General features: G+C 47.5%; 22 protein-coding genes and 2 pseudogenes. 15 read left to right on the forward strand and 9 right to left on the reverse strand.

Features of this window, described 5'->3' with window-relative positions:
• Positions 1 to 243: 243 nt before the first annotated feature.
• From QT397_21010 to QT397_21020, 3 genes are read left to right on the forward strand one after another with little or no spacing between them, the layout of a single operon-like run.
• Positions 244 to 2,271: an FAD-dependent oxidoreductase gene (locus QT397_21010; GenBank protein ID WNZ55319.1), complete on the forward strand. Its 2,028-nt coding sequence runs from the start codon at positions 244 to 246 to the stop codon at positions 2,269 to 2,271.
• The gene (locus QT397_21015) at positions 2,272 to 3,624 is read left to right on the forward strand and encodes a cytochrome c3 family protein (protein WNZ55320.1); all 1,353 of its coding nucleotides are present in this window, start codon (positions 2,272 to 2,274) and stop codon (positions 3,622 to 3,624) included. It abuts the gene before it with no gap.
• An 11-nt stretch (positions 3,625 to 3,635) separates the two neighbouring features.
• On the forward strand, positions 3,636 to 4,184 hold the full coding sequence (locus tag QT397_21020) for a DUF3365 domain-containing protein (protein ID WNZ55321.1): 549 nt from the start codon (positions 3,636 to 3,638) through the stop codon (positions 4,182 to 4,184).
• 368 nt (positions 4,185 to 4,552) lie between these two features.
• Here QT397_21020 and QT397_21025 read toward each other — a convergent pair whose 3' ends face one another.
• Positions 4,553 to 4,762: a DUF3820 family protein gene (locus tag QT397_21025; protein ID WNZ55322.1), complete on the reverse strand. Its 210-nt coding sequence runs from the start codon at positions 4,760 to 4,762 to the stop codon at positions 4,553 to 4,555.
• A 148-nt stretch (positions 4,763 to 4,910) separates the two neighbouring features.
• Between QT397_21025 and QT397_21030 the strand changes: the two genes are divergently transcribed.
• Positions 4,911 to 5,180, forward strand: coding sequence for a hypothetical protein (locus QT397_21030; protein WNZ55323.1), 270 nt, complete (start codon positions 4,911 to 4,913; stop codon positions 5,178 to 5,180).
• Between the two features lie 457 nt (positions 5,181 to 5,637).
• Here QT397_21030 and QT397_21035 read toward each other — a convergent pair whose 3' ends face one another.
• A complete protein-coding gene (locus tag QT397_21035) occupies positions 5,638 to 6,105 on the reverse strand; it encodes an Rrf2 family transcriptional regulator (GenBank protein ID WNZ55324.1) in 468 nt (155 codons plus the stop codon).
• A 1,289-nt stretch (positions 6,106 to 7,394) separates the two neighbouring features.
• Between QT397_21035 and QT397_21040 the strand changes: the two are divergent.
• A pseudogene (locus tag QT397_21040) lies at positions 7,395 to 9,153 on the forward strand (nitric-oxide reductase large subunit).
• 240 nt (positions 9,154 to 9,393) lie between these two features.
• Here the strand turns inward: QT397_21040 and QT397_21045 are convergent.
• From QT397_21045 to dcd, 3 genes are read right to left on the reverse strand one after another with little or no spacing between them, the layout of a single operon-like run.
• On the reverse strand, positions 9,394 to 9,579 hold the full coding sequence (locus tag QT397_21045) for a hypothetical protein (protein WNZ55325.1): 186 nt from the start codon (positions 9,577 to 9,579) through the stop codon (positions 9,394 to 9,396).
• A complete protein-coding gene (locus QT397_21050; protein WNZ55326.1) occupies positions 9,579 to 10,787 on the reverse strand; it encodes an NAD(P)/FAD-dependent oxidoreductase in 1,209 nt (402 codons plus the stop codon). Before QT397_21050 ends, QT397_21045 begins: the two co-directional genes overlap by 1 nt.
• A gap of 33 nt (positions 10,788 to 10,820) precedes the next feature.
• Entirely contained in the window at positions 10,821 to 11,390 is a 570-nt protein-coding gene (gene dcd / locus QT397_21055) for a dCTP deaminase (GenBank protein ID WNZ55327.1), read from the reverse strand.
• Positions 11,391 to 11,595: 205 nt separating this feature from the next.
• Here dcd and imuA point away from each other — a divergent pair, with 205 nt between their 5' ends.
• The 5 genes from imuA to QT397_21080 all read left to right on the forward strand — a co-directional run bounded on the left by imuA (position 11,596) and on the right by QT397_21080 (position 17,086).
• On the forward strand, positions 11,596 to 12,303 hold the full coding sequence (imuA, locus tag QT397_21060) for a translesion DNA synthesis-associated protein ImuA (GenBank protein ID WNZ55328.1): 708 nt from the start codon (positions 11,596 to 11,598) through the stop codon (positions 12,301 to 12,303).
• 21 nt (positions 12,304 to 12,324) lie between these two features.
• On the forward strand, positions 12,325 to 13,830 hold the full coding sequence (locus tag QT397_21065; GenBank protein ID WNZ55329.1) for a DNA polymerase Y family protein: 1,506 nt from the start codon (positions 12,325 to 12,327) through the stop codon (positions 13,828 to 13,830).
• 81 nt (positions 13,831 to 13,911) lie between these two features.
• The gene (locus QT397_21070) at positions 13,912 to 14,271 is read left to right on the forward strand and encodes a PHP domain-containing protein (GenBank protein WNZ55330.1); all 360 of its coding nucleotides are present in this window, start codon (positions 13,912 to 13,914) and stop codon (positions 14,269 to 14,271) included.
• Positions 14,199 to 16,820, forward strand: a complete 2,622-nt coding sequence (locus tag QT397_21075; protein ID WNZ55331.1) for an error-prone DNA polymerase — start codon at positions 14,199 to 14,201, stop codon at positions 16,818 to 16,820. Before QT397_21070 ends, QT397_21075 begins: the two co-directional genes overlap by 73 nt.
• A gap of 35 nt (positions 16,821 to 16,855) precedes the next feature.
• Positions 16,856 to 17,086, forward strand: a complete 231-nt coding sequence (locus QT397_21080) for a hypothetical protein (GenBank protein WNZ58574.1) — start codon at positions 16,856 to 16,858, stop codon at positions 17,084 to 17,086.
• A gap of 146 nt (positions 17,087 to 17,232) precedes the next feature.
• Here QT397_21080 and QT397_21085 read toward each other — a convergent pair whose 3' ends face one another.
• Together QT397_21085 and QT397_21090 are read right to left on the reverse strand one after the other, a co-directional pair.
• Positions 17,233 to 17,973, reverse strand: a complete 741-nt coding sequence (locus tag QT397_21085) for a hypothetical protein (protein WNZ55332.1) — start codon at positions 17,971 to 17,973, stop codon at positions 17,233 to 17,235.
• Between the two features lie 65 nt (positions 17,974 to 18,038).
• The gene (locus QT397_21090; GenBank protein ID WNZ55333.1) at positions 18,039 to 18,596 is read right to left on the reverse strand and encodes a pilin; all 558 of its coding nucleotides are present in this window, start codon (positions 18,594 to 18,596) and stop codon (positions 18,039 to 18,041) included.
• A 385-nt stretch (positions 18,597 to 18,981) separates the two neighbouring features.
• Between QT397_21090 and pilB the strand changes: the two genes are divergently transcribed.
• The 5 genes and pseudogenes from pilB to yacG all read left to right on the forward strand — a co-directional run bounded on the left by pilB (position 18,982) and on the right by yacG (position 23,942).
• Positions 18,982 to 20,694 carry a type IV-A pilus assembly ATPase PilB gene (pilB, locus tag QT397_21095; protein ID WNZ55334.1) on the forward strand — a complete coding sequence of 571 codons (1,713 nt, stop codon included), beginning with the start codon at positions 18,982 to 18,984 and terminating at the stop codon, positions 20,692 to 20,694.
• Between the two features lie 156 nt (positions 20,695 to 20,850).
• Positions 20,851 to 22,065 carry a type II secretion system F family protein gene (locus QT397_21100; GenBank protein WNZ55335.1) on the forward strand — a complete coding sequence of 405 codons (1,215 nt, stop codon included), beginning with the start codon at positions 20,851 to 20,853 and terminating at the stop codon, positions 22,063 to 22,065.
• Positions 22,066 to 22,070: 5 nt separating this feature from the next.
• Positions 22,071 to 22,955 (forward strand): A24 family peptidase, encoded by an 885-nt coding sequence (locus tag QT397_21105; GenBank protein WNZ55336.1) that lies wholly within the window; start codon positions 22,071 to 22,073, stop codon positions 22,953 to 22,955.
• Positions 22,956 to 23,066: 111 nt separating this feature from the next.
• Positions 23,067 to 23,674, forward strand: a pseudogene (gene coaE / locus QT397_21110) (dephospho-CoA kinase).
• Positions 23,675 to 23,726: 52 nt separating this feature from the next.
• On the forward strand, positions 23,727 to 23,942 hold the full coding sequence (gene yacG / locus QT397_21115) for a DNA gyrase inhibitor YacG (GenBank protein WNZ55337.1): 216 nt from the start codon (positions 23,727 to 23,729) through the stop codon (positions 23,940 to 23,942).
• Positions 23,943 to 23,995: 53 nt separating this feature from the next.
• Here the strand turns inward: yacG and mutT are convergent, their stop codons facing one another.
• Entirely contained in the window at positions 23,996 to 24,394 is a 399-nt protein-coding gene (gene mutT / locus QT397_21120; GenBank protein WNZ55338.1) for an 8-oxo-dGTP diphosphatase MutT, read from the reverse strand.
• 9 nt (positions 24,395 to 24,403) lie between these two features.
• Positions 24,404 to 25,606 carry a bifunctional glutamate N-acetyltransferase/amino-acid acetyltransferase ArgJ gene (gene argJ, locus QT397_21125; GenBank protein ID WNZ55339.1) on the reverse strand — a complete coding sequence of 401 codons (1,203 nt, stop codon included), beginning with the start codon at positions 25,604 to 25,606 and terminating at the stop codon, positions 24,404 to 24,406.
• Between the last annotated feature and the right edge of the window lie 212 nt (positions 25,607 to 25,818).

A 25,818-nucleotide genomic window follows, 5' to 3' on the forward strand; every position in this document is an offset into this window, starting at 1 on the left:
AAAACTGTGCGCATCAGTTAAATCCAGCCTTATTTTCCGACCTGACCTTACTTTACACCCAATTCTCTATCGTCATGTTCTAATCGGTACTAGACGTTTATTTAATTTTGTTTAAACATATAGGGATTAGAATTCAAAAAAACACCTAAGAGTGGGATATTAGTCTAAGAAAATTAGCAGGCCATCTGGCAGACAAATTAAAAATACAAAGACTAATAGAAAATCAAAGCAGTCGGGGGAGGTATGACTGAGCTAGACGACACACTTGTCGAGCAATTACCAAGCGGCATCCACACTAATGATAACAGTTACCCAATTTATGTAATTATCGGTACTGGTCCGGTGGGTGTGCGTTGTGCACAAAAATTATTAGAATTCTGTGATGAAGCTCAAATTGTTATCTATGGAGCAGAAACAGAGTCTCCCTACAACCGGGTTAAACTTTCTCAATATCTATCAAGCCATGTAGAGTTGGAGGAGCTTGATAACCCTATTCTCAGTCAAAGTGACCACCGCCTGGCAGAATATATTGACCGTAAAATAGTCTCTATTGATCGCTCCAAAAAAACAGTCACCGATGCTGCAGGGAATATACAACCTTATTCCAAGCTAATAATAGCGACTGGATCAAATCCTATTATTCCGAAGATTCCGGGTGCGGATCTGCCTGGTGTTTACCCTTTTCGAAGTCTGCGTAACACCAATGATTTACTTGAGTTAAGGGAGCAGAATGCAGACATCTGTGTTATCGGTGCTGGTGCTCTGGGCCTTGAAGCTGCAACCGCGTTAAAAACACCTAAAAACAACATCACTTTACAATCCAGAGGACACTTACTCAGCGGGCTCCTGGGTGAAGAAGGAGAGGAGTTCCTAAAGTCCGCACTCACTGCACTGGGTGTAGAGTTAAAAATTTCGGACTCCCTAACATCCATTGAAGAGAGCGATAGCAAGCGCCTACTCACTTTTGAAAGTGGCGAAAAAATTCCCGTCGACGCTATCGTGTTGTGCACTGGAATTAAGCCGGAAATTAGCCTGGCCGAACAGAGCGGACTTTCAACTAAACGCGGAATCGTAGTCAATGAATGGATGCAAACTTCCGACCCGGATATTTACGCCGTAGGCGAGTGCGCTGAGTTTGACAAGAAAGTCTACCAATTGGTCCGACCGGGCTACGAACAAGCTGAAAGCTGCTGCTCACATATTCGTCGCAACCATAGCGGTAAATCTCTCTCGCAGCCCTACTCCGGCACTTATACCGATATTCAGCTGAAAATTGCCCATATTCCCTGCGGAATAATGGGAGAGGTAACCCCGGAAAACCTCAATCAGCAAGAGGGCGTTGAGAGCCATGTCTATCGCAATCGTTTTAAGGGGATCTATAGACGCTTATTTATCAAAGGCGAATACATCGTTGGGGCCATTTATATTGGCAGCTGGGATGAAGCCAATGAATTGCGTCAGACTGTAGCACAGGAACAAAAAATCTCTCTGCGCACACTGAAAGACTTTGAAAGCGAAGGGCGAGTGTTTGCCAAAAAAAGCGGCAATAGCATTAAAGATTTTCCCGATAGTTATCTAGTCTGCCAGTGCAACTCTGTCACCAAAGGGGAATTATGCAAGGCTATTTCCGCTGGGAAGCGCAATTTAAATGAGCTGCAACAAGCGACAACAGCCGGGTCTGTTTGTGGTAGTTGCCGCCCACTAATGGCTGAGCTTCTGGATGTGCCAGCTCCCAACTTGGTAATGCGGCACTCCAAGGGGATATTGATAACTTCTGTTCTGTCATTAATCCTGATAGCCCTGGCTTTCCTGATGCCGCCAGCTCCAGTTTCCCCCTCAGTACAGACTGCACTTTTTTGGGAAAAGCTCTGGTACGACAATTTTTGGAAGCAGGTTACGGGCTATACCATTCTCGCTATGTGCTTGTTTACTGCCGCTCTCAGTATCAGGAAACGTTGGAATAAACTTAGCCTTGGGCATGTCGATCACTGGCGCTATGCACACAGCGTTACAGGTTTAATCGCTCTACTTGCTCTCGCTGTACATTCAGGCTTCCGCCTTGGTGAAAACCTGAATTTGGCATTGATGCTGGTATTTCTAACTGCAACCGCAACTGGTTCTCTCGTCGGCGTTTTTATGGCGCGCAACCACCACTGGACTGACCTGAAACTTCGCGAACACCGAAAATGGTGGTCCCGAGTTCACTATGCCCTGCTCTGGGCCTTACCGGTCCTTCTCGCCTACCATATTTTTGCGGTTTATTACTTCTAGATGAAATCATATCAATTTAAATTCTGGCATTACGGTGTATTGCTAACGCTGGCTATCGGCTCTGCGGTGGCATACAACCTTAACGTTGACGATAAATCTCTATTTATCAGTGGAGATGCCACGCACGGTCACCATCAAATTGAGCTGGCTTGTACTTCCTGCCATACCGATGGCTTTGCCGGTGAGGATGCTGTTCAGCAAGCTTGCCTGAATTGCCATGCGGAAGAACTGGAGCTTGTAGACGACTCACACCCCCGGCAGAAATTTTTAGATCCGCGCAATGCTGTACTTCTGGAGACTCTTGACGCCCGGCTATGTGTAAGTTGTCACACTGAGCACAAACCACAAATCACCGGAGAGATGGGAGTAACCCTGGCGGGCGACTTTTGCTTTCACTGCCACAGCGATATTGCCGAAGAGCGCAGTAGTCACAAAGACCTGGGATTTGAAACCTGCGCAAGTGCGGGCTGCCACAACTATCACGATAATGGCTCCCTCTATGAAGACTTCCTTATCGCCCATGTTGATCAACCTGATCTATTGGAAACTGCAAAGCTTCCCGCTCGTACAGCAGTTCAGTCCTGGCTAAATGAGCATTCAGATAAAGCCCCTTTAAAAGTTAGCGAAGCAGACATTAGCAGCTCTAGCCAGACTGCAGAAATCGCAACGGTCTGGGCACAGAGTATTCACGCACAAACAGAGGTGAACTGCAGCAGCTGTCACGTCGATGGGCAAATGCTATTCAGTAGCGTTGAGATTGTCGAGCAATGTGCTAGTTGCCACAGCGATCAAAAAGAATCCTTCACTCAAGGAAAACATGGAATGCGCATGTCCAACAAGCTGGAAGAAGGCTTTATCCAGCAGGTCGGTGCCATCTCCCCGCAACAGGCCCGCCTTCCCATGAATACCAGCGCAACGGATGAATTGAGCTGTGTCAGTTGTCACGGGCCCCATGAAGTAAATCTGCAATTTGCCGCTGTAGAGGCTTGCCTGGGTTGCCACAGTGATGAGCACAGTCTCTCTTACAAAGAGTCCCCTCACTTCGATACCTGGAATTCAAACCCAGAGGGTGGCGTAAGCTGTGCCAGCTGCCATTTACCACGGGAAACCCATGGCGAACAGGTTGTAGTTAACCATAATCAAAATCATAACCTTCGCCCCAATGAAAAAATGATGCCCGTTTGCCTGAGCTGTCATGGAGCCGAATTCTCCCTTGCTGCCCTGGCTGACAAAACTCTGATTAACAATAATTTCAAGCATAAACCCGCAGAGAAGCATGAAACCTTCGAGCTGATCCGCGAGCGTATTGCAAGGATTACCAAAAGCAAAAACAAGCAAAATCAATCCCAATAGGAGGGGAAAATATGCGTATTGCCGCTTGTATTATCGCTGGACTGGCACTGCTCACCGGCTGTGAGAAAAACCAGGGAGTTGCTCCGGAGCGAATGGCGGATGCCATCTTTGCCGTTATCGAGGCAGACAGGGCCAACTACACCAACAAGGTTGTAAACCGCCTGCAGAACGAGGAGAAAATCCTCGACGCTGATGAGCACTGGCAAGATAAGAAATTGCTACCACTCCCCGCGCAGATGATGCGTATGGGAGCTGAGCGTGTTGCCGAAAATGAGTCTGGCTTTAACTATGCCCTGCTCTCTCTGTGGCCAATCAACAAGCAAAACAAACCGCGCACTGAGATGGAAAAAGAGGGCTTGCAGTACGTAATCGACAACCCAGGGAAAAACTTTTACGGCCGCGAAAAACTAGGTGATACCGAGTACTTCACTGCAGTATATGCGGATGTAGGTGTTTCACCTGCTTGTGTGAGCTGTCACAACGATCACGTAGACAGCCCGCGCACTGACTTTGAGCTGGGCCACACTATGGGTGGTGTTGTTATCCGAATCCCACTCTGATCAGTTAGTTAGTAGATAGTTGCGTCCGACTTTCGAGTCGGGCAACTCTCTCACAAAATATTTCCGGCGGATATTAGTCGGTGAGAACTGAGTTTAGAATAATTTAAAAGAGTGGCGGCCGAATTCGTTTCGACCGCTCCCTCTTTTAAGCTGACTGGCTCTACTCCCGCTACTACCTCGCTGAAATCATTCAGACCAGTGGTTACCCGCTGTGGGCCTATTTCCGGGTCAGTCCAGTCTCCATTACGGCCCGCTTTTTCTTGGGCTTCGCTCCGCAAAGCACACCTAGGCATTACTATATTAATGTCAAAGTCCCGCAGAGCAAACCGACCAAGGTGATTGCAATACTGGGAAAACCTGCTAAAAGGTCAGCGCAGTGGATCAATAAGCCCCTGCAATCCCGCTACTTTTATCTCCAAGGCTAATGCCATCAACTGTCCTAGACGCCCCTCTGGAAACCCCTTTTTTGCGAACCAAAGCAGGTACTCCTCAGGCAAATCTATTAAAACCCGGCCCGAGTATTTTCCAAATGGCATTTTGAGTCGAGCCAGTTCTACCAAGTCTTGTTTTTCGAACACCTTAACAACCACCTAAATATCGACAAAAAAAGGGAATGAAACTCCCAATTTGGATTTGTTGCCAGTGCATGCGGACTCTACACTGGCTCCGAAATAGTCGGCCTGCGCCGATTCTTTATACCTCAACCTTCCAGTAACAGAGGTGTCTATGCGTATCAAAGCTATCAAATATCTCAGCTTGGCCGCAGTATTGACTGCAAGCCTTGGAGTTACGGGCTGCGCCAATATGAGTGATACCGACCGCCGAATCGGCACCGGTGTCGGTATAGGCGCAGTAACAGGTGCCTTGATCAGTGGCGGGCGCCCTGGTGGCACTGCCGCAGGTGCGGTTATTGGTGCCGGTGCAGGCTACCTCTATGATAGGGAAAGAAAGCGCAGAGATTACTATCGTTATCGCGGTCGCTACTATCGTTATTAATTCGCTGCTGCTTTTAAGTTGTTAATCAGTATCGTGCGGGTTCGTAGTACTTCGATACTCGCACTACTCAGGCAGGGAAGCCGACTCCCGATTAAACTGATTCCTTTAAGACAAAATTGACACAATCCTCGCTTTCGTTTTGCCACAGCACTCATAACGATATTCAGTAACCATCTCCCAGAACAAGGAGTTGCGCTTGTGCAGGAGCAATAAATTTGTGCGCTGAGTATTTCCCTACTCCAGGAAGCACTCCCAATACCCCCTAAAACCTAAAAGTCAGACCAACGTGCATTGAGTGGCTATCCTGATATAGGGTGAAAGGAAATTGAAGATCGGCTTTTCATCTGGTGGGATAAAAAGCCCCTTATGTAATAAAGATCCTAGAGTATGAATATTCCAGGCTTTGAATGGAAAACTGTACTTTTTCTCCCTCAAGCAAATATTAGATAAGCCTAACCTAGGGACCTTGCTGCGCCCTCTCAGTTTTCGCAGGAAAAGCTAGTATATTGATAAGGTCAGTCTGACTCGGGCCTGATACCAGGTCTTCCAAGGTGTATTGCTCCAAACAAATAAAAAAATTTTCCATAGCCTCGGCGAACATTTTCTTTAACCTACACGCAGGAGTTATGACACATTGATTATTTGTCCCAAAGCATTCTACTAACACGGTATCTTGCTCCAATAATCGAACTAGCTCTCCAACATTAATGTCTTCAGGAGTTCGGCTTAGCCGAATGCCACCATACTTACCCCGGGTTGCAATCAAGTAGCCTTTGAGATTCAACTCTTGTACCACCTTCATTAGGTGGTTTTTAGATATTTGGTAGCGCTCAGCAACTTCTCTGATGGTTACTAACTCTCGATCCTGTATAGCAAGGTACATCAACACTCGCAAAGAGTAGTCGGTAAATTGCGTGATCTTCATTGGCAAAGTCCCTCATTGTGAAGCCAAGAATTTTCATCCCTTGAAAATTTAAAGATGCATCTAGTTTACATCATTGGGATTTAGGTGTAAATTGCCACGCAAAAGATGCATCTTATATGCATGTATAGATAAAGGGGTAGAGAATGCTCAGTCTCAAATGTTCGTTCAACCTAGCCCTTAGGCTGCGGTTACAGCCGAATGTGCTATTTATGACTGCCCCAAAAGCTATTAGAGGAATTTCGAGCGAAAGCACCCTGAAGTCAGAGGCTGCTTTCCTGAATTCAAGGTCGCTAATTAATCCAAGAGGCCGAGAAGTGAACATCGATATATTCGCTTACGTAAACTCTACCCAGGAGCGGCAGATTAACAACGATTAATGGTCACTTTTCATTACCCAAATACAAGGTATCAGTCACCTAAAAATTCAATGTCTTACAAGACCAAACATTATTTTGAGAAACCCATTCTCAATTTGATTTATTCAAGCAACACAAGGAAAAGGAGAGTTTATGTTTTTTCTGTTGCAAGTTAACGCCTCTACTGGAGGCCAATCTCGTGAGATCAACACAGCTAAGCAAGAACGTGAAAAGTCAGGCTTAAAACCTATTAACACTCAATCAGGTAGCATAGATCCACTCCAAAAAATTAGAGATACCCGATGTTTACGTTGTTTTGTTTTACAAGCAGCCTAGGGAGATATACAAAAATTAATAGTTTAAATAGCATATTGCTAAAAAAGCCAATTTATATTGGCAAGGATAATTCTGATGAGAACTTACAAATCTCTTTGGTGGACATTGATCGGCGTTTTAGCTGTAACCTTTTCAATACTCGGATATTTTGGCAGTGAAATATATCGGAAAGCACCTCCGATACCTGACGCCTTTGTCTCAGAAAATGGCAACATACTGACCACTAAAGATAAAATTTTAGATGGTCAAACTTCTTGGCAATCCGTTGGAGGAATGCAACTGGGATCTATTTGGGGACATGGAGCCTATCAAGCCCCAGACTGGACCGCTGACTGGTTACATCGAGAGCTAATTAATTGGTTATCAATAGCGGCAAAAGAGGAATTTGGCCTACCATATGAATCTTTATCCAAAAGAGAAAAACACAAACTTCTGTATGATCTTAAATTAGATTATAGAACCAACACCTATAGCAGCGAATCTGGAATTGCCACTTTATCTAAGCGAAGAATCACAGCTATAGAGAAAACTGCAAAATATTATAATGCACTTTTTGGAGGTGATCCCGCTTTACAGCCAACCCGCGCAAATTACGCAATGAAAGAGGTTACACTGCCCGATGCTGATCGCCGAGCACGACTTACTGAGTTCTTCTTTTGGACATCCTGGGTAGCTTCAACCGAGCGTTCAACAGGTGGCGCAACCTACACTAACAATTGGCCCCACGAACCATTAATTGACAACAAGCCAACTAGCGAAAATATTATTTGGTCTATTATTAGTGTGGTCTTATTGATTTCCGGTATTGGCGCCCTAGTTTGGGCATGGGCGTTCCTACGCACCGAAGACAAACACCCAACTGCCCCCAAGCAAGATCCAATCAGCACCTTTAAATTAACTCCCTCACAGAAAGCTCTTGGAAAATACTTACTAGCTATAGTAGGACTATTTACTTTCCAAGTTTTCTTAGGTGGTTTCACTGCACATTATACCGTCGAAGGACAAGGATTCTACGGGATAGAAACATCGGAGTGGTTTCCATACAGCCTGGTACGCACCTGGCATATACAGGCTGCTCTATTTTGGATAGCTACAGGATTTTTAGCTGCCGGACTATTTCTTGCTCCAATTATCAACGGTGGAAAAGATCCTAAGTTCCAAAAACTTGGTGTTGATATATTGTTTTGGGCATTAATAGCAGTCGTTATTGGATCATTTGTCGGCAATTATCTAGCCATTGCGCAAACTCTGCCACCAGAACTCAGCTTTTGGCTAGGTCATCAAGGATATGAATTTGTAGATCTTGGCAGACTATGGCAAATCGGTAAATTTACCGGCATCGTATTATGGTTGGCATTAATGCTGCGCGGCATTGTTCCAGCATTAAAGCAAAAAGGTGATAAAAACCTGCTAGCCCTGTTTACTGCCTCCGTAATTGCCATAGGATTGTTTTATGGTGCTGGCTTCTTTTATGGCGAGCGCACACACATATCGGTCATGGAGTTTTGGCGCTGGTGGATAGTGCACTTATGGGTAGAAGGTTTCTTTGAAGTTTTTGCTACAACTGCGCTTGCATTTATCTTCTTCAGTATGGGCCTTGTATCTAAACGCATGGCTACTGTGACTTCTCTAGTATCAGCGTCATTATTTCTACTAGGGGGTACCGGGAACTTTTCACCACCTATATTTCTCAGGGACGACAACACCCGTTATGGCGGTAGGGGCCACATTTAGTGCGCTCGAAGTGGTCCCACTTATCTTATTGGGTTATGAAGCCTGGGATCACTATAGCTTAAAAAATCGTGCACCCTGGATGGTGAAAATCAAATGGCCTTTGATGTTTTTTGTAGCTGTTGCTTTCTGGAATATGTTAGGAGCAGGCGTACTTGGCTTTACCATTAATCCACCGATAGCGTTATATTATCTTCAGGGCTTAAATACCACAGCCACACATGCCCATGGTGCATTGTTTGGAGTATATGGGTTCTTGGCATTGGGCTTTAGTTTACTCGTTCTTAGATATATTCGTCCCCAGTTTATATTTAGCGAGAAATTGATGAAAACGGCATTCTGGTGGATGAATATAGGTTTGGCTTTAATGTTGTTCACCAGCCTTTTGCCGGTCGGTATTATCCAGTTTATGGCGAGCGCTTCAGAAGGCCTTTGGTATGCCCGCAGTGAAACCCTAATGCAAAGTGGAACGCTAGTTACTCTAAGATGGATACGAACTATTGGTGATGTCGTGTTTATCGTCGGTGCACTGGCTATCACATGGCAAGTAACACAAGGCGTGCTGAACCTAAAGAGGCACAGTTCAGTAGACTATCTATCAGGGCAAACCAAATCAGTCTCTTAATCTACTTATAAACCTATGCAACGTTGCTGCGCAACTCATCAGTAACGTTGCATTATTTGCTAACCCCGTAATCATAGATAGGTGAATTATAGAAATTCCTGAGACCCCAAAATATCTTTTCGCAGTAATCACCCGTATTAGAGATGTTGAATTTTGACAACTCTCTTAGTAGGGGAAAGTAAATTACCTAATTATTAATTGAGTCGGCCTATGAATGCCCGATCTGGCGGGAATGAAAATTTACAAGTGTTTAATTTTCTTTTTTCCGCAGCGTTCACAGCGATATTCAGTAACCAACTTTCCCTGCTTTACGTCAAACTTGCGCTCGGTGACCACTTTCCATTTATGAAAACCTTCCCTGCACAGGGTGCTGCCCTTGTGCTTTTGCCAAGCGGTTTTTCTTTTGAAAGGAATAACATCTCCCATTAAGCCACCTCTCCTGCAGCATGACCTGAAGCCCAAGCCCATTGGAAGTTAAACCCGCCGAGCCAGCCGGTTACATCGAGAACCTCACCAATAAAATAAAGCCCCTGCCGGGTTTTACATTCCATAGTACGAGAAGAGACCTGTGCAGTATCGACTCCACCTAATGTTACCTCAGCAGTGCGATATCCCTCAGTGCCCGCCGGTACCAATTTCCAGCTTTGTAACTTTTCCCCAGCTTGCTGTAACTCCCCCTCCCCAAACTGTTTTAGGGGGCGGCTAACAATTTGCGCTCGCTGCAGGAAAAACTGTACTAACTTTTTGCTCCAAACCTCAGCCAAAACGCTGTGTAAGTGGCTATCCGGGCTCTGTTGTCGGCGCAGCGGTAACCACTCTGCCAGATTTTTCTCTGGAGCCAAGTCAAATATTACCGTTTGACCTTCTCGCCAGTGGCTGGAAATTTGCAAAACCGCAGGGCCACTTAGCCCCCGGTGAGTAAACAGCATCTGCTCGTGAAAACTGCCCTCAGCACAAGAGGCTGTCACCGAAAGAGAGGTACCGGGCAGGGTGCTCTGGCGCTCCAACTGGCGTTTATGCTGGGTAAACGGCACCAGTGCGGCTCGTGTCGGGACTATCTCCAGTCCAAACTGCTGGGCAATCTCATAGCCAAATCCACTCGCCCCCATGGTGGGAATAGAAAGGCCTCCAGTAGCCACGACCAAGGATTCACAGGTAACCGTCCCCATACTGGTTTCGACCTTATACCCCTGCCCCAAAGCTCGAATTTGAGTAATGCTACAGCGCGTGCGGATCTGTGCCTTGGCCGCACGGCATTCCGCTAGTAACAAGTCGACAATATCCCTTGATTTATTGTCGCAAAAGAGCTGACCGAGGGTTTTCTCGTGGTAGGTAACCCCGTGCTTCTCCACCAGTGCAATAAAGTCCCACTGGCTATAGCGAGCCAAGGCGGACTTACAAAAATGGGGGTTATTACTGTAGAAGTTCTCTGCACTGGTGTAGAGATTGGTAAAGTTGCAGCGGCCACCACCAGACATCAGGATTTTCTTTCCGACTTTGTTGGCGTGGTCTAGGACCAACACGTTGCGCCCGCGCTGGCCCGCTGTAGCCGCGCACATTAGTCCAGCTGCCCCAGCGCCAATGACCAATACATCGACGCTTTCCGGTAGCTGGCTGGTAGAAACCTCTGTCATAGGTAGGAAATAGTACTGCAGTAAGACCGGTGATCAGGTGCGAGGCAGGGTAACGCCGCGCTGGCCCTGGTATTTGCCACCACGATCGGCATAGGACACATCACAAACTTCATCGGATTCGAAGAACAGCATCTGTGCCACGCCCTCGTTGGCATAGATCTTCGCGGGCAAGTTAGTGGTGTTGGAGAACTCCAAAGTCACATGACCTTCCCACTCCGGCTCCAGTGGCGTCACATTGACGATAATACCGCAACGGGCATAAGTGGATTTACCCAGGCAAACCGTCAATACAGAGCGCGGGATACGGAAATACTCCACCGTACGCGCCAGGGCAAAGGAGTTTGGCGGAATAATGCAGTGGTCGCCTTCAACATCCACAAAGCTGTTTTCATCGAAGGTCTTGGGATCAACTGTCGCTGAGTGAACATTGGTGAAAATCTTAAATTCACGAGCACAGCGAACATCGTAGCCATAGCTGGAGGTGCCATAGGAGATGAGTCGATCGCCATTATCGTTATGACGCACCTGACCAGCCTCAAAAGGCTCAATCATACCGTGCTGCTCTGCCATGCGGCGAATCCACTTGTCGGACTTGATACTCACTCCGTCCCCCTGAATAGAATAATTAGTGCTCAATTAAAGAGGCGGAATCATAGCCGGTTTAGGCTGTGCAAAAAAGTGCCTATCCAATGAATTCTCACTTGTTGCCACTGGATGGATACTGTATAAATTAACAGTATCACTGTATACACATACAGATTAAGACGAAGACAGTGGCCAGATCGGACTAAAATTCAGTGGTGGAATCGTGGGCAGCGCAGAAAACTTCATAGAAAACAATCAGTTAGAAAGCCAGGCAAAACACCAGAAACTGGCACAGCTACTCACCAGAGCCGATATCTGGCAAGCAGCGAATGAACCCCGACGACAGCGAAACGGCATCGCCAGTGGTTTTCCAAGCCTCGATGCCCTCCTAGCGAACCACGGCTGGCCAAGAGGGGCCACTACTGAGCTACTCATGGACCAGATGGGTATCGGTGAACTCACCTTAATACTACCGGCCCTGGCAGGCCTCACTCAGAGGGGGCAAATGGTCATACTGGTCAATCCACCCCATATCCCCTATGCGCCCTCATTGGCCAACAGTGGTATCCGCCTTGAGAACCTGCTGATCCTGCACCCCCGAGGCCCCAAGGATACTCTCTGGGCGATCGAGCAATCCCTACAATCCGGAAGCTGTGGTGCCTTACTCAGCTGGCAGGGGCGGCAATCCATGAACCATAAAGATCTTCGTCGCCTGCAACTCGCTGCCCGCAATGGGGACTGCCTGCACTTCCACTTTCGCCCTCAGTGTGAATCAGCAAACCCCTCACCCGCGAGCTTGCGCCTACAGCTCACCCCCAGGGAAGGAGAGCTGGCACTAAGGCTTTTAAAGCAATTGGGTGGAAATTCAGGCCAAAACCTCTATTTGGCAAGAGCAGCAAAACTGGTCCGACGGGACCAACCAATGCACTGAACGGTTTCGAGGGATAGCTCCATGCTCTGGCTTTGTATTCAATTCCCCAGGCTTCCGTTAGAGGTTCTGACCCGCGCTCAGCTACAAGGAGAAGAGGCTCTAGCCCAAGTTGTGGTTGAAAAACAGTTGGTGATTGATAGAAACCCAGCGGCATCCCAATGCGGCGTTGAGACCGGGCTCAGTATTGCTACTGCGTCTGCTCTCTGTGCAGACTTACAGCTGCTACAACGCGATTCCCAGCGGGAACAACAAGAATTACAGCAACTGGCCCAGTGGGCATACAGCTTTACACCGCTTGTATCACCTCAGTCCGCAGGGCCTATGAGCAATGCTGAGAGCACTCCCGCCCACCTCTACCTGGAACTGAGCGGCTGCCTAAAGGCCAGCGGTGGCTTCAAGGCATTGATACAACAGCTGAGCGATGAGCTTGAGCAGATGGGAATCCACAGCCTGATGGGCCTCAGCCACAGTCCCAGTGCGGCTCATATGCTAAGCCAACTGACCGAACACCGGCGCTGGCTTGCGCAATCAGATTCTCCCCCCAGCCCTCAGCAGTGGAGACAGTGGATTAGCTTTGCCCCATCCAAGCTCCTTAATTGCGACAACAAAACTATTTCCAAGCTCTACGCATGTGGTATCAAGCGAGTAAGCCAGCTGCTCGCTATTCCACTCTCTGAGGTAGGCTCTCGTTTTGGTCGTCCATTTGTGGACTACCTGGCACGCCTGAACGGAACTCGCCAAGATCCAGTCTGTAGTTATCAGCCCCCAGCACAATTCCGCAGCGAGCTATTTTTCCCCAGCCCCTTGGATAATAGCGAACAGCTGCTATTTCCTATCGGTCGCCTACTAAGGGAATTATGCTCCCAGTTGCAGCGGCGCCAGCTCTACACACAACAGTTAAATTGGCATATGGATTTCGGCCAAAATAAATCTCAGGAAATAACCGTAGAACTCTCCACTCCGCAGTTGGACCCTCAACGCCTAATAGCACTAACCAAACTGCAATTGGAAAGAGCAACTCTTGATCAGCCAGTACAATCGATCAGCTTAAATTGCAAGCATTTACTCCCCTTGGAGCAGGGATCACTGGATGAAGATTTATTTGGTGAAGGCAGCCAACACAAACGCAACCAACAGCTATTAGACAAATTAAAAGCCCGCCTCGGTCATCAAGCACTCTCGGGAATCGCCCTGAGAGAAAGCTACCTACCGGAGCAGGCCTGGCAAAATACAGATACCCTGATAATTAAAAGTAACGCTAAGGGACAGCAAATTAAGCCCATCCAAGCACCGCGCCCCAATTGGCTATTAGCTCGTCCAACCAAACTGGAAAGTAGCGAGCACAAATTATTTTATCAGGGAGAGCTACAACTATTACAGGGGCCAGAGCGAATTGATGGCTATTGGTGGCAGCACGGGCGTCACGGGCGGGATTACTATATCGCAAAAAATAGAAGAGATGAGCTCTACTGGGTCTTTCAGGATCTTACAACCGAAGAGTGGTTTTTACATGGTGTTTATAGCTAAGCCTAAACCCCTTCGTAATACTGATCTTCACCAAAATCCAAATCCCATCACAATCAACAGATAGACGCCGAGAGAATCAGCATGAGGTACGCCGAACTCTTTTGTCAAAGCAACTTTTCTTTTCTGCAGGGGGCATCGCATCCGCAGGAATTGGTCTACACTGCTTACAATCTGCAATATACAGCCCTTGCTATCACCGATGAATGCTCTCTTTCCGGAGCCGTTAGAGCCTATAAAGAACTTGAAAACATCAAGTCTACAGACTCTAAAAACCCTGAGTTTAAATTAATTTTTGGCAGCTATTTCCGGCTGCATGACAACATAGAAATAGTTCTACTGGCTCCCGACAAAACTGCCTACAGCGAGCTATGCCAGTTAATTTCAAAATCACGCTTAAGGGGGAAAAAGGAACCTACATTACTTATCAAAGTGACTTGGTAGAGTTATGCAAAAACCTAATTGCCATCTGGATTCCAAATTTTATTAAGATAGAAATACCTGAAGAAATCAAGAAAACCTTCAGCGAACGGTTTTACATTGCCATCAACAACCACCTACACGCAGAGGAAAGCCTTAAGTCCAATAGAATTACTGAGCTTGCAAGAAGAGAGAATATTTCCTTGGTTGCAACCAATCATGTGTTGATGCACTGCTATAGCCGAAAGCCATTACAAGATGTACTCAACGCAAATTATCATAACTGTACCCTGGATAATCTAGGGTATCGTATTGAGCAAAATGCTGAACGTTACCTTCGCAGCTTAGGTGATATCCAGTCATTACACTCCAAAGAATCTATAGATAATACCAACTTCATTGCCAAACAGTGTACTTTTTGCTTGAGTGAACTCAGCTATGAATACCCATCAGAAGTTATCCCCCAAGAAAGTAATGCGAGCAGCTATTTAAAGAAGCTAGCTCAAATAGGAAAGGCTGCTCGCTGGCCACAGGGCCCTGAAAAGCGAATTGATGAGATTATTAATAAAGAGCTCGCAATAATAGCAGAGCTGCAATATGAGCATTACTTTCTAACCATTTACGATATAGTCCAGTTTGCCCGGAAAAATCATATCTTGTACCAGGGCCGTGGCTCCGCAGCCAATTCAGTAGTTTGCTACTGCCTATTCATCACAGAGATAGATCCTCATAAAATTGGATTACTATTTGAACGGTTTATCTCACGGGAACGCAATGAACCCCCCGATATTGATGTAGACTTTGAGCACGAACGACGTGAAGAAGTTATTCAGTATATTTACACAAAATATAGCCGCGAAAGAGCTGGACTTACCGCTAGCAAGATCACCTACCGCTTTAAAAGCGCCGTAAGGGATATCGGCAAAGCCCTTGGTATCAACGCTGCCACAATAGAACAACTTATTGCTGAACGCGCCTGGTGGGACACTCTAGATGGTTTCCCCCAGCAGATGCAAAAAGTGGGAATAGATCCGAGCAGCGCAATAGGAAAAATGTTCCCGCAGTTACTGCAGCAAATATATGGTTTTCCAAGACATCTATCGCAACATGTAGGCGGTTTTGTTATTACAGAACAACCATTACACCAGCTGGTTCCAATTGAAAATGCCGCTATGGAGGATCGCACCCTAATCCAATGGGACAAAGAGGATATCGAAGATTTAAAACTAATGAAGGTCGATGTGCTCGCCCTGGGTATGCTGACTGCACTGCGTAAATCCCTGAATTATATTGCTCTATACGGCCCCAAATTGCGATTGCAGGATATTCCCGGCGAAGACTCACAGGTCTACGAAATGATGTGCAAGGCCGATACCGTTGGAGTCTTTCAAATTGAATCTCGCGCTCAAATGAGCATGCTGCCAAGATTACAACCTCGAAATTTTTATGAGCTTACTATAGAAATCGCCATTGTCCGCCCCGGGCCAATTCAAGGCGGCATGGTACACCCCTATCTGAAACGCAAGCAGGGATTGGAGACCGTGCGCTATCCTCATAACAGTTTACGCCCAGTGCTTGAGCGCACTCTCGGTGTCCCTATATTTCAAGAACAAGTTATTCAACTATCGATGGTCGCAGCAGGGTTTAGCGGCGGTGAAGCAGATGAGCTTCGCCGAGCCATGGCCAGCTGGGGAAAAAATGGGGACTTGTATAAATTCAGGGATAAGCTTGTGCGGGGAATACAAAGTAATGGCTACAAAGAAAATTTTGCTGAGCAGCTCTTCAACCAGATGAAGGGGTTCGGCTCCTATGGCTTCCCCGAATCTCACTCTGCAAGCTTTGCGCTTTTAGCCTATTTTTCTGCCTGGATTAAATATCATCATCCAGCTGCCTTTTACTGCGGACTACTCAATAGCCAACCGATGGGCTTCTATGCACCGGCACAACTGGTTTATGACGCCCAGCGGCATGGGGTGAAGGTTTTGCCTATTGATGTACTTTATAGCTATTGGGATCACAGCTTAGAGATACAAGAGCTCTCTTCACCTCAACAAAGAGCCTCATCAAAAAATTACGATACTAAAGGAAAAACATCAGTTAATACGCCGGCAATGCCGTCCAAGGAAAATTCAGCATTCAGCAATAAAACTCCCGCTTTACGCCTGGGCATGCGTCTAATTAAAGGGCTAAAAGAAACCACAGAGAAAGCTATCCTAAAGCTTAGAGCGGATGCAAAAGTCCATTCTTTAGAACAATTTCAAGAACTTTCAAAGCTAAGCCATGAGCAGCTTTCCTGCCTTACTAAGGCTAATGCATTTATCAGCTTGACTCGAAATCGCCATAACGACAATTGGACGTCTATAGAAACCGATCACAGCAAGCCACAGACAAAATTTTTACCGCGAAATTATATAAAAGACAGTAGCGATATTGACTATAGCAGTACAGGGCTAACCCTTGGTGAACATCCTGCCGCATTACTAAGAAGGCAAAAAAGTTTCAGAAATATACTAAAGCAAAGGACCTTACCCACTGCCGTGATCGGGAAAGAATTGAGATCATTGGACTGGTAACTTGCCGACAACGGCCCGGAAGCGCATCTGGAGTGATGTTTTTAACCCTCGAAGATGAAACAGGCTGCATAAATGTAGTGATTTATGAGGCCTATCAAACCTTATATAGAGCAGAGATTATCCATGGAGGCATATTGATTGTTCATGGGGAGCTACAAGTCTCTAAAGGGGCCAATAACAACAGTTATAAGACCACCCATGTCATCGCCAAAAGAATATCAAGTATCAGTGAGAAAAATCACCAGAAGACAAGAAATTTTCATTGAAGAGACTTCCCCTAGACGTACTCCAGTGACCTTATCGAGCAACCCTCACTCAAGTAACTCTACTTCACTTAGTAAGGGAGGAGTTTACATCTAAGTATAAGAAGACAGAAGGCTGTAAACTCACATCACTGGCAACCCTAAAGTCATTACTGCTCAAAAGGATAGATATTATAGTAGGTCGCGTTATCAACTCCCTCTTCCTTCGTAAAAACGGCGGTCCAAGCCCCAAATCGTGTTACAACGGGCAACCATAAGAAGTCTTGATCCTGTAGATCTGAAGGTAGAGATTGCTGTTCGGCCTTGGCAATAAGTTCAAAATTGTCCCTTCCAAAGGCCCTACCAGCTATTTCACCCTTAAAGCAGGGTCGGTAATATTTAGGGTACAACTGGATGTCTTTACCTTTCAACGCTGAGATAAGCAAATCTGATTTTTCCTGAGCATCCACTGGCCCCTCTGTACAGACCAGCTTTGGGCCGAACCAGGGCTTATCCGTATAGCCATTAGCTCCCGCTTTCATATCAACGGCATCCAACTCAGAGGCGGCAACAACTTCTATTCGATCTTTAACAAAAACCAGATAGACCGGCCGCGATAGTGTGACTACATACAACCCATAAATTAATGCCGCCAGCTGTACAGCTCCCACCAAAAGATAATCACGGACTAACTCACGCCTGGGCTTCTGGGGATTAAAGATCACGAGGGACATCAAAGGCCCCATAGCCAACTCTACCCCCATTACAAGCAAAAAGAGATTCGCCCCCGCCATCATGTCGGCAAGTTCGCCTGGATACCAAATCCCATAAACGGCAACCAGCATCAAAGCCGCTACCGATAATGTAATCAGAGCGTGGTAGCCCGTCGCTTTTAACTTTGCTTGTAACATCTACCTACCTTATCAACAAAAAAAGCCCCCTATAAAGGAGGCTTTTTATCACAACTTAAGCAGGATTATGCGCGACATTCAGCCGGTGCAATATTGCCTGGCAGAGTTGCCTGTGCTGGAGCATTAGCCTTACCTGCAGCGTAGCAAGTCCAGATAATTGGTGCGGTTGGGCGAGTACCTACCACTAGGGCAGCGCCTGCAGCAGTGGGAATCAGGCTCAGGGTCTCAGTACCTGCAGCGGATACACGAGTACCGAAAGCGATATCAATCTGACCAGTAGAGGTTGTTACCGCAATGGTGTTTACATTCTGGGAGCCACCTACAGCACCGTTATTACCCAGAGTCAGGGTACAAGTACCGGCAGCAGCACAAGGGGTAGTCGCAGCATTAATTGCAGCAGAGGTTGGGTAACCGGCTGCAAAGCCACCGGCAGCATCCGGCACTACGTTAGCTGCGTTGTCAGCAACAATTGCGCGCGCTTCAGTAGCCAAAGTGAGGCCCTCTGCTACTCGGGAGCGAGCGGTGTAATCTTGGTAAGCCGGCAGAGCTACGGCTGCCAAAATACCGATGATCGCGACTACGATCATTAATTCAATAAGAGTAAAACCCTGTTGCTTTTTCATTGTAACCGTCTCCATACAGACTATTTGAAATAGTGAATCCCGTGAGGAAGTCGCAGAACAATATACAAGCTTTGTGCCAACGTTAACAAATACTAATTACAACCCCATCCTGCAACTGCGTTACTGATCACACATTCGTTCTCTGCATCAGATTCACCCTATGGAGATTGACACTAATCTTCGATATCCGACAAAAATTGTCACTCTTTAGCAGTTGACGGCTATACCCGAGACATTTAGTCAAGCTTTCAATTTATTGGCTCTCGTTCATTATTTCGCTATATTCCGTTCGATATCCTAAATATACGCTTTGGATGTAATGCTTTAGGCTAACCCAGCTTCTTAAGCAACAAGCATGTAGTAACCCTATACGGCAGTGTGACCAATGACAGCACCCCCTCTTAGCGGCCTAGCCAAGCGTTTGGTTGCCGATCAAATTTTTGATGAATCAACCGCGCTATCTGCCGTTAAAGCAGCCCGGCGAGAAAATCAAAGCTTTGTCCAGCATATAGCGGAAACCAAACTGGTTAAAAGCTCTGAACTCGCCAAGATCGCTTCACTGGCATTTGGCACTCCGCTTTTTGACCTCAGCAGCTATAACTTTGAACTGATTCCAAGGGATATCGTCGACGATAAGCTTGTCATCAAACACTTCGCTCTTCCGCTGTATAAAAGGGGCAACCGGCTATTTGTAGCGGTGGCGGACCCAACCAATCTTGCCGGCCTGGATGAGATAAATTTTAATACTGGATTGAATACTGACCCCGTTATAGTCGAAGCCGATAAGCTCGCCAAAGCCATTGAGAACTACCTGTCCCAGGGTGACGATATGGGAGCAGGTCTCGATGGCATGGAGGACGAGGAACTTGATTCCCTCAATGTTGGTGAGGACGATTCCGATCGCGGCAGTGATGAGGAACCCGGTGGCGATGAAGCACCGGTAGTTCGCTTTGTGAACAAAGTGCTTCTCGACGCAATCCGCACCGGAGCTTCGGATATCCACTTTGAACCTTACGAAAAATCCTACAGGGTGAGATTTCGTACCGATGGGGTCTTGCACGAAATTGCCAAGCCTCCCATTCAATTGGCCTCCAGGCTTTCCGCACGCCTCAAAGTGATGTCCAAGATGGATATTTCTGAGAAGCGGGTTCCCCAGGATGGCCGCATAAAAATGAAGCTCTCCAAAACCAAGGCTATCGATTTCCGCGTTAACAGCCTGCCGACTCTCTGGGGTGAGAAAATTGTACTGCGTATTCTCGACCCCTCCTCTGCCAAGCTCGGCATTGATGCCCTTGGGTATGAGGATGAGCAAAAGCAAATCTATATGGACGCCTTGGCCCAACCGCAGGGAATGATCTTAGTTACCGGCCCCACAGGATCAGGAAAGACGGTCTCGCTTTATACGGGACTTAATATCCTGAACACCCCGGAGCGCAATATCTCTACCGCAGAGGATCCGGTGGAGATCAATCTCGAGGGCATCAACCAGGTCAATGTTTCAGCAAGAGTCGGACTCGACTTTGCCGAGGCCCTGCGTTCGTTCCTGCGGCAGGATCCCGATATTGTTATGGTGGGGGAAATTCGGGACTTGGAAACGGCCGAAATCGCCATTAAGGCAGCACAAACCGGGCACTTGGTGCTTTCAACACTACATACCAACTCTGCACCGGAAACCCTGACTCGCCTAATGAATATGGGCGTCCCTACTTTTAATATTGCCACCTCTGTGAGCGTTATTATTGCGCAGCGCCTGGCTCGAAGATTGTGTAATGAGTGTAAGAAACCAGCCACCCTTCCACCCGAAGTACTCGAGGCTGAGGGCTTTTCCGCCGTTACAATCCCCGAAAGCGACTGGAGCATCTTTCAGCCCGTGGGTTGTGAGCACTGTTCTAAAGGCTATAAGGGCCGCGTAGGTGTGTATGAAGTGGTTCGCATCACTGACGGCATCTCCAGAATTATAATGGAAGGAGGCAACTCTATTCAGATTGCAGATCAAGCTCGGCAAGAGGGCTTCAACAATCTGAGAGTTTCAGCACTGAGAAAGGTTGTGATGGGTGTCACCAGCCTGGAGGAGGCCAACCGGGTCACGAAGGATTAACTGCTATTAGCCTAATATGGGATTAGGCTCCGCAGTGAAATCTCGTTTTAAGCCGGTATAAGCCGCCGAGTTTTAAGATATCGAATAAAGAATCAAAAGCACTCTTCTGTCGACTTCAAAAATGCAGAAGTGAAAAGTATATCCAGGGTAACATTTATGGCCAACGCTACAGCAGTTGCATACATCTACAAGGGAGTAGACAGTAAAGGGGCTAAAATTCAAGGTGAGATCAACGGTACGAGCCCAGCACTGGTAAAGGCCCAGCTGCGCAAACAGGGAATCATCGCCAATCGCGTACAGAAGAAGCCTACCCCCCTGTTCGGCGGCGGTAAGAAAAAAGTCAAACCTGCCGATATCGCGCTGTTTACTCGGCAGATGGCTACCATGATGAAGGCTGGTGTACCTCTGGTACAGAGCTTTGAGATTGTTGCTGACGGCATGGATAACCAGGGGGTCAAAGAATTAGTTTATAAAATACGCACCGAAGTTGCCTCGGGCACGGCATTTGCTGATGCACTGCGTAAACACCCCATGTACTTTGACGATTTATTCTGCAACTTAGTTGCCTCTGGTGAACAGTCTGGCGCACTGGAAACCATGCTGGACAGAATTGCTACCTATAAGGAAAAAACAGAATCCTTAAAGGCAAAAATCAAAAAAGCAATGACCTACCCTATTGCGGTAATTGCAGTTGCACTTGTTGTAACTTCAATTCTGCTAATCAAAGTAGTCCCTCAATTTGCCACCACTTTCTCTAGTTTCGGAGCGGATCTACCCGCATTCACAAAACTGGTCGTCAGCATGTCAGAATGGATGCAGGCAAACTGGTTTATAGCCCTTGTTATTACTATTGTCGGTATTGGCGGCACGATCGAAGCCAAAAAGCGCAATAAAAAAGTGGCCGAGTTTTTTGACCGCCTTATTTTAAAACTGCCAATTATCGGCCAAATTACCTACAACTCTATCTCAGCGCGTTTCGCCCGTACCCTTTCGACAACCTTTGCCGCCGGGGTTCCCTTGATCGACGCACTTAAGTCTGTTGCAGGAGCAACCGGAAACAGTATCTATACCGAGGCTACCCTTAAAATAAGAGATTCTGTCGCAACGGGTATCCCCCTCAATACCGCGCTGCGAACATCGGGGGTTTTTCCCACCATGCTGATACAAATGACAGCCATCGGTGAAGAGTCTGGTGCCCTGGATGAAATGCTGGGTAAGTCAGCCGACTACTACGAAGAGGCTGTAGACAATATGGTCGACAACCTTACCACTCTGCTTGAGCCGCTAATTATGGCAGTGCTGGGTATTCTGGTCGGCGGCTTGATGATCGCCATGTACTTACCTATTTTCCAGCTGGGTCAAGTTGTTTAAAACAGATGATTGAAACCCTAACCTTTTACCCGGCGCTGCTCATAGGCAGCGCCTTTATTTTGGGCCTACTTATAGGCAGCTTCTTAAACGTCGTAATCCTGCGTCTCCCCGTTATGATGGAGCGGGAGTATAAGCGGGACTTCTATAGTTACTTTGATAAAAAGCCTCCTAGCGAGGAGCAGAAAGAGTTAGAAAAGCCTTTTAATCTGGTACTACCACACTCCCACTGCCCCAAATGCCAAGTTGAGATCAAAGCCTGGCAAAATATCCCCGTTATTAGCTACCTATTTCTTCGCGGTAAGTGCGGTTCCTGTGGTACCTCCATTTCCAAACGTTACCCAATGGTGGAACTGATTACCGGCATTTTGACCGCTATCGTTGTCTGGCAATTGGGCTTCACCTGGCAGGCTTTGGCTGGATGCTTTTTTACCTGGGCTTTGATTGCTCTAACAGCTATCGATTTTGACAAACAACTACTTCCAGACAGTATTACTCTGCCGTTACTCTGGGCCGGTTTGCTAATCAATATTTGGGGAGTGTTTGCTTCTCTGCAGGACGCTGTAATCGGTGCTATTGCCGGCTACCTATCTCTTTGGCTGGTGTTCCACATCTTTAAGATTGTTACCGGCAAAGAAGGTATGGGGGCTGGTGACTTTAAAATCCTGGCAGCTATCGGAGCTTGGTTTGGCTGGCAGGTGCTACCGATGGTCATCCTGCTTTCTGCCGTCGTAGGGGCTATCGCGGGAATATCCTGGAGCATTGCCGTAGGGCGGGACCGAAACCTGCCCATCGCTTTTGGTCCCTATCTCGCTGGTGCCGGCTGGATCGCTATGCTTTGGGGGGATCATATTATGAACTGGTATTTCAATATCTCTGGGCTTACCGGTTAGGCCGCCAGCTACCTACTCTCCATCCAATTGCATTACCATGACCCCGGCCAGCTATCTGGCCGGGGTTTTTATTTATACCGCAACCTTATTTATTCTTGGGGAGGGCAGCCATTGTTTACCGTAGGCTTAACCGGCGGGATCGGTAGCGGAAAGTCAGCAGCAGCTGGGTATTTCCGTGGTCTGGGCATTAATGTAGTAGATGCAGACTGGGCGGCAAGGGTTGTGGTACAACCGGGAAAGCCCGCTCTGGAACAGATAGCCCGACACTTCGGGGCCGATGTCTTACTGGAAAGTGGCGAGTTAAACCGGAGCAAACTGCGCACACTGATATTTGACGACCCAGGCGAACGGCAATGGCTGGAAAGCCTTTTACATCCACTGATTAGAGAAGAAATAACTTCCTCACTGAACGCAAATCAGGGGCCCTACGCAATATTGGAATCCCCCTCCTGATTGAGTCAGGCCAATATGAGCTCGTTAACAGGATTTGTGTAGTCGATCTACCCGAGGCTTTGCAGCTTGAGCGCGCCAGCGCGCGCGATAACAGCCAACAGGAACAGATTCGCAAAATCATGACGGCCCAACTGACAAGGGAGCAAAGACTAGAGAAGGCGGATGATGTGCTGGATAACGCTAGTGACTTAGCCTCACTCAAAGCTCAAATAGAGCAGCTCCATCGGGAATACTTGCAGATTGCCCGGTCAAGACAATCGAACTAAGTTAATTAGAGTACAATTCCGATCCAGATCACTTTAGAGCCCAAGCTAACTTATGCCTAAATCCAGCGTAACGCCGACACTCAACTGCCCTACCTGCAAAAAGCCCATTGAGTGGAGTGATAAGTTTCCCTTCAAACCTTTTTGTAGCGAACGTTGCAAGCTGATTGATCTCGGCGAATGGGCTAGTGAGGGACACAAGATTCCCGGGGAGTCAGTGTATGACGATGTGCTGAGTGATGACCTGGACCCGAACAAGCCCCGCCATTAAGGCCATCCAACCCATTTGAACAGCTGCCTGCAAGCAGCTGTTCAAGATGAAGCTTAGGAGAAATTCCCTTTTACCGCTTCAATAATCGCTTGATTAGCATCGGGGAAGTGGAAGTTATCCAGCTCCCCAGCAGACACCCACTTGATTTCCTGCTGCTCTCGCCCGAGGGCCTCACCCGTGAACTGCGTTACCTGCCAGGTATCCAGCAGCACGGTTTTTTCAGGGTAATCGTGGCGAATTTCTACCAGAGGCTGCAACTCCTGTACTTCAATGGCCACTTCTTCAAGTAGCTCTCTATAGAGCGCCTCCTGCACAGACTCACCAGCTTCCACCTTGCCACCGGGAAATTCCCAGCGCCCCCCCATATGCAAATGGTCGGGACGGCGGGCAATCAGGATCTTGCCGTCCCCTCGGGTTACTACACCGACAGCAACATGGACAACCTTACTCACTCTACTACCTCAAGTCCGATATTCTGCGTTGATGGTGACATACTCGTGAGAGAAGTCACAGGTCCAGATGTGCTCACTGCTGGCACCGCGACCCAGCTCTATACGGATTGTAAATTCAGGTTTTGAAAATACCTGCTCTCCAGCCTGCTCTTGATATCCAGATGCGCGCCCACCGGCACTGACCACCTGTACATCATCGAGGAAAATCTCCACCTTATCGGTGTCTAACTCGCCTTGGATAGCATTACCGATCGCCATAACCAGCCGACCCCAGTTAGGGTCTGAGGCATAAAGTGCAGTTTTCACCAGCGGAGAATCACCGACTTCAAAAGCTACTGCCAAGGCCTCTTCACTGCTGAGCGCGCCATCCACTTGTACGGTAACAAACTTGGTCGCCCCCTCACCGTCCCTGACAATGGCCTGGGCCAGTTCTATATGTATTTCCGAAATTACTCTGTACAGCTCCAGGTAGCCAGTGTTCTCAGAGCTGCTGATCATCTCCCCCCGCGCACCTGTGGCCATCAAAACACAAGCATCATTCGTCGAGGTATCTCCATCTACGCTAATTCGATTAAATGAGGCCCCGACAACTTCACGCACCATTTGATCTAGCAGGGGCTGCGCCACACCGGCATCAGTGGCGACATAGGCGAGCATGGTCGCCATGTTCGGCTGGATCATGCCGGATCCTTTGGCAATACCGACAACGGCAATCTCTTCACCATTAATCATTAACTTGCGGCTCGCAATCTTTGGCCGGGTGTCCGTAGTCATAATGGACTCGGCCGCCAATTCCCATCCGGCGGGATCAAGCTGTCCAGCAGACCCCGGGATAGCAGTGAGTAACCTCTCCATCGGCAAGTGCTCACCAATGACACCAGTACTAAAAGGCAATACTTGTTCAGCAGAAATCTTCAGTGCATCTGCCACCGCCTCGCAAGTAGCCCGGGCATCCGCCAGTCCCCTTACCCCAGTAGCGGCATTAGCATTGCCGGAATTAACCACCAGGGCTCGCACTTCTCCTTTGGCGATATGCTCTTTGGCCACCGTTACTGGAGCCGCACAAAAAGTATTCTGGGTAAAAGTGGCTGCAACTGAAGTTCCTTCAGCAAGCTCAACCAACAACAGGTCATTGCGTTCCCAGTCTTTGATCCTGGCAGGCACACTGGCGAGGCGAACCCCTTCGACAGCGGGTATGGATAATTCAGGCATAAGAATAACGACTTTGGGCTATCACAGCTGCAGGTAAACCTAGACCCCAGTTCACCCAAACGGAATAGCGGAAATAAATGAGCGGCCGACATTATCAAAGCCGAAACTCAGTAAGGCAAGCCAAAAATAAACTTATCTGCGGGATTGGAATTCTTTTCCGCAGATAATTCTTTTTCCAGTTAAAAAAATACCCCACTAAGCGGGGCATTTTC

Origin of the sequence: Microbulbifer sp. MKSA007, from assembly GCA_032615215.1 — a bacterium.
GTDB lineage: Bacteria > Pseudomonadota > Gammaproteobacteria > Pseudomonadales > Cellvibrionaceae > Microbulbifer.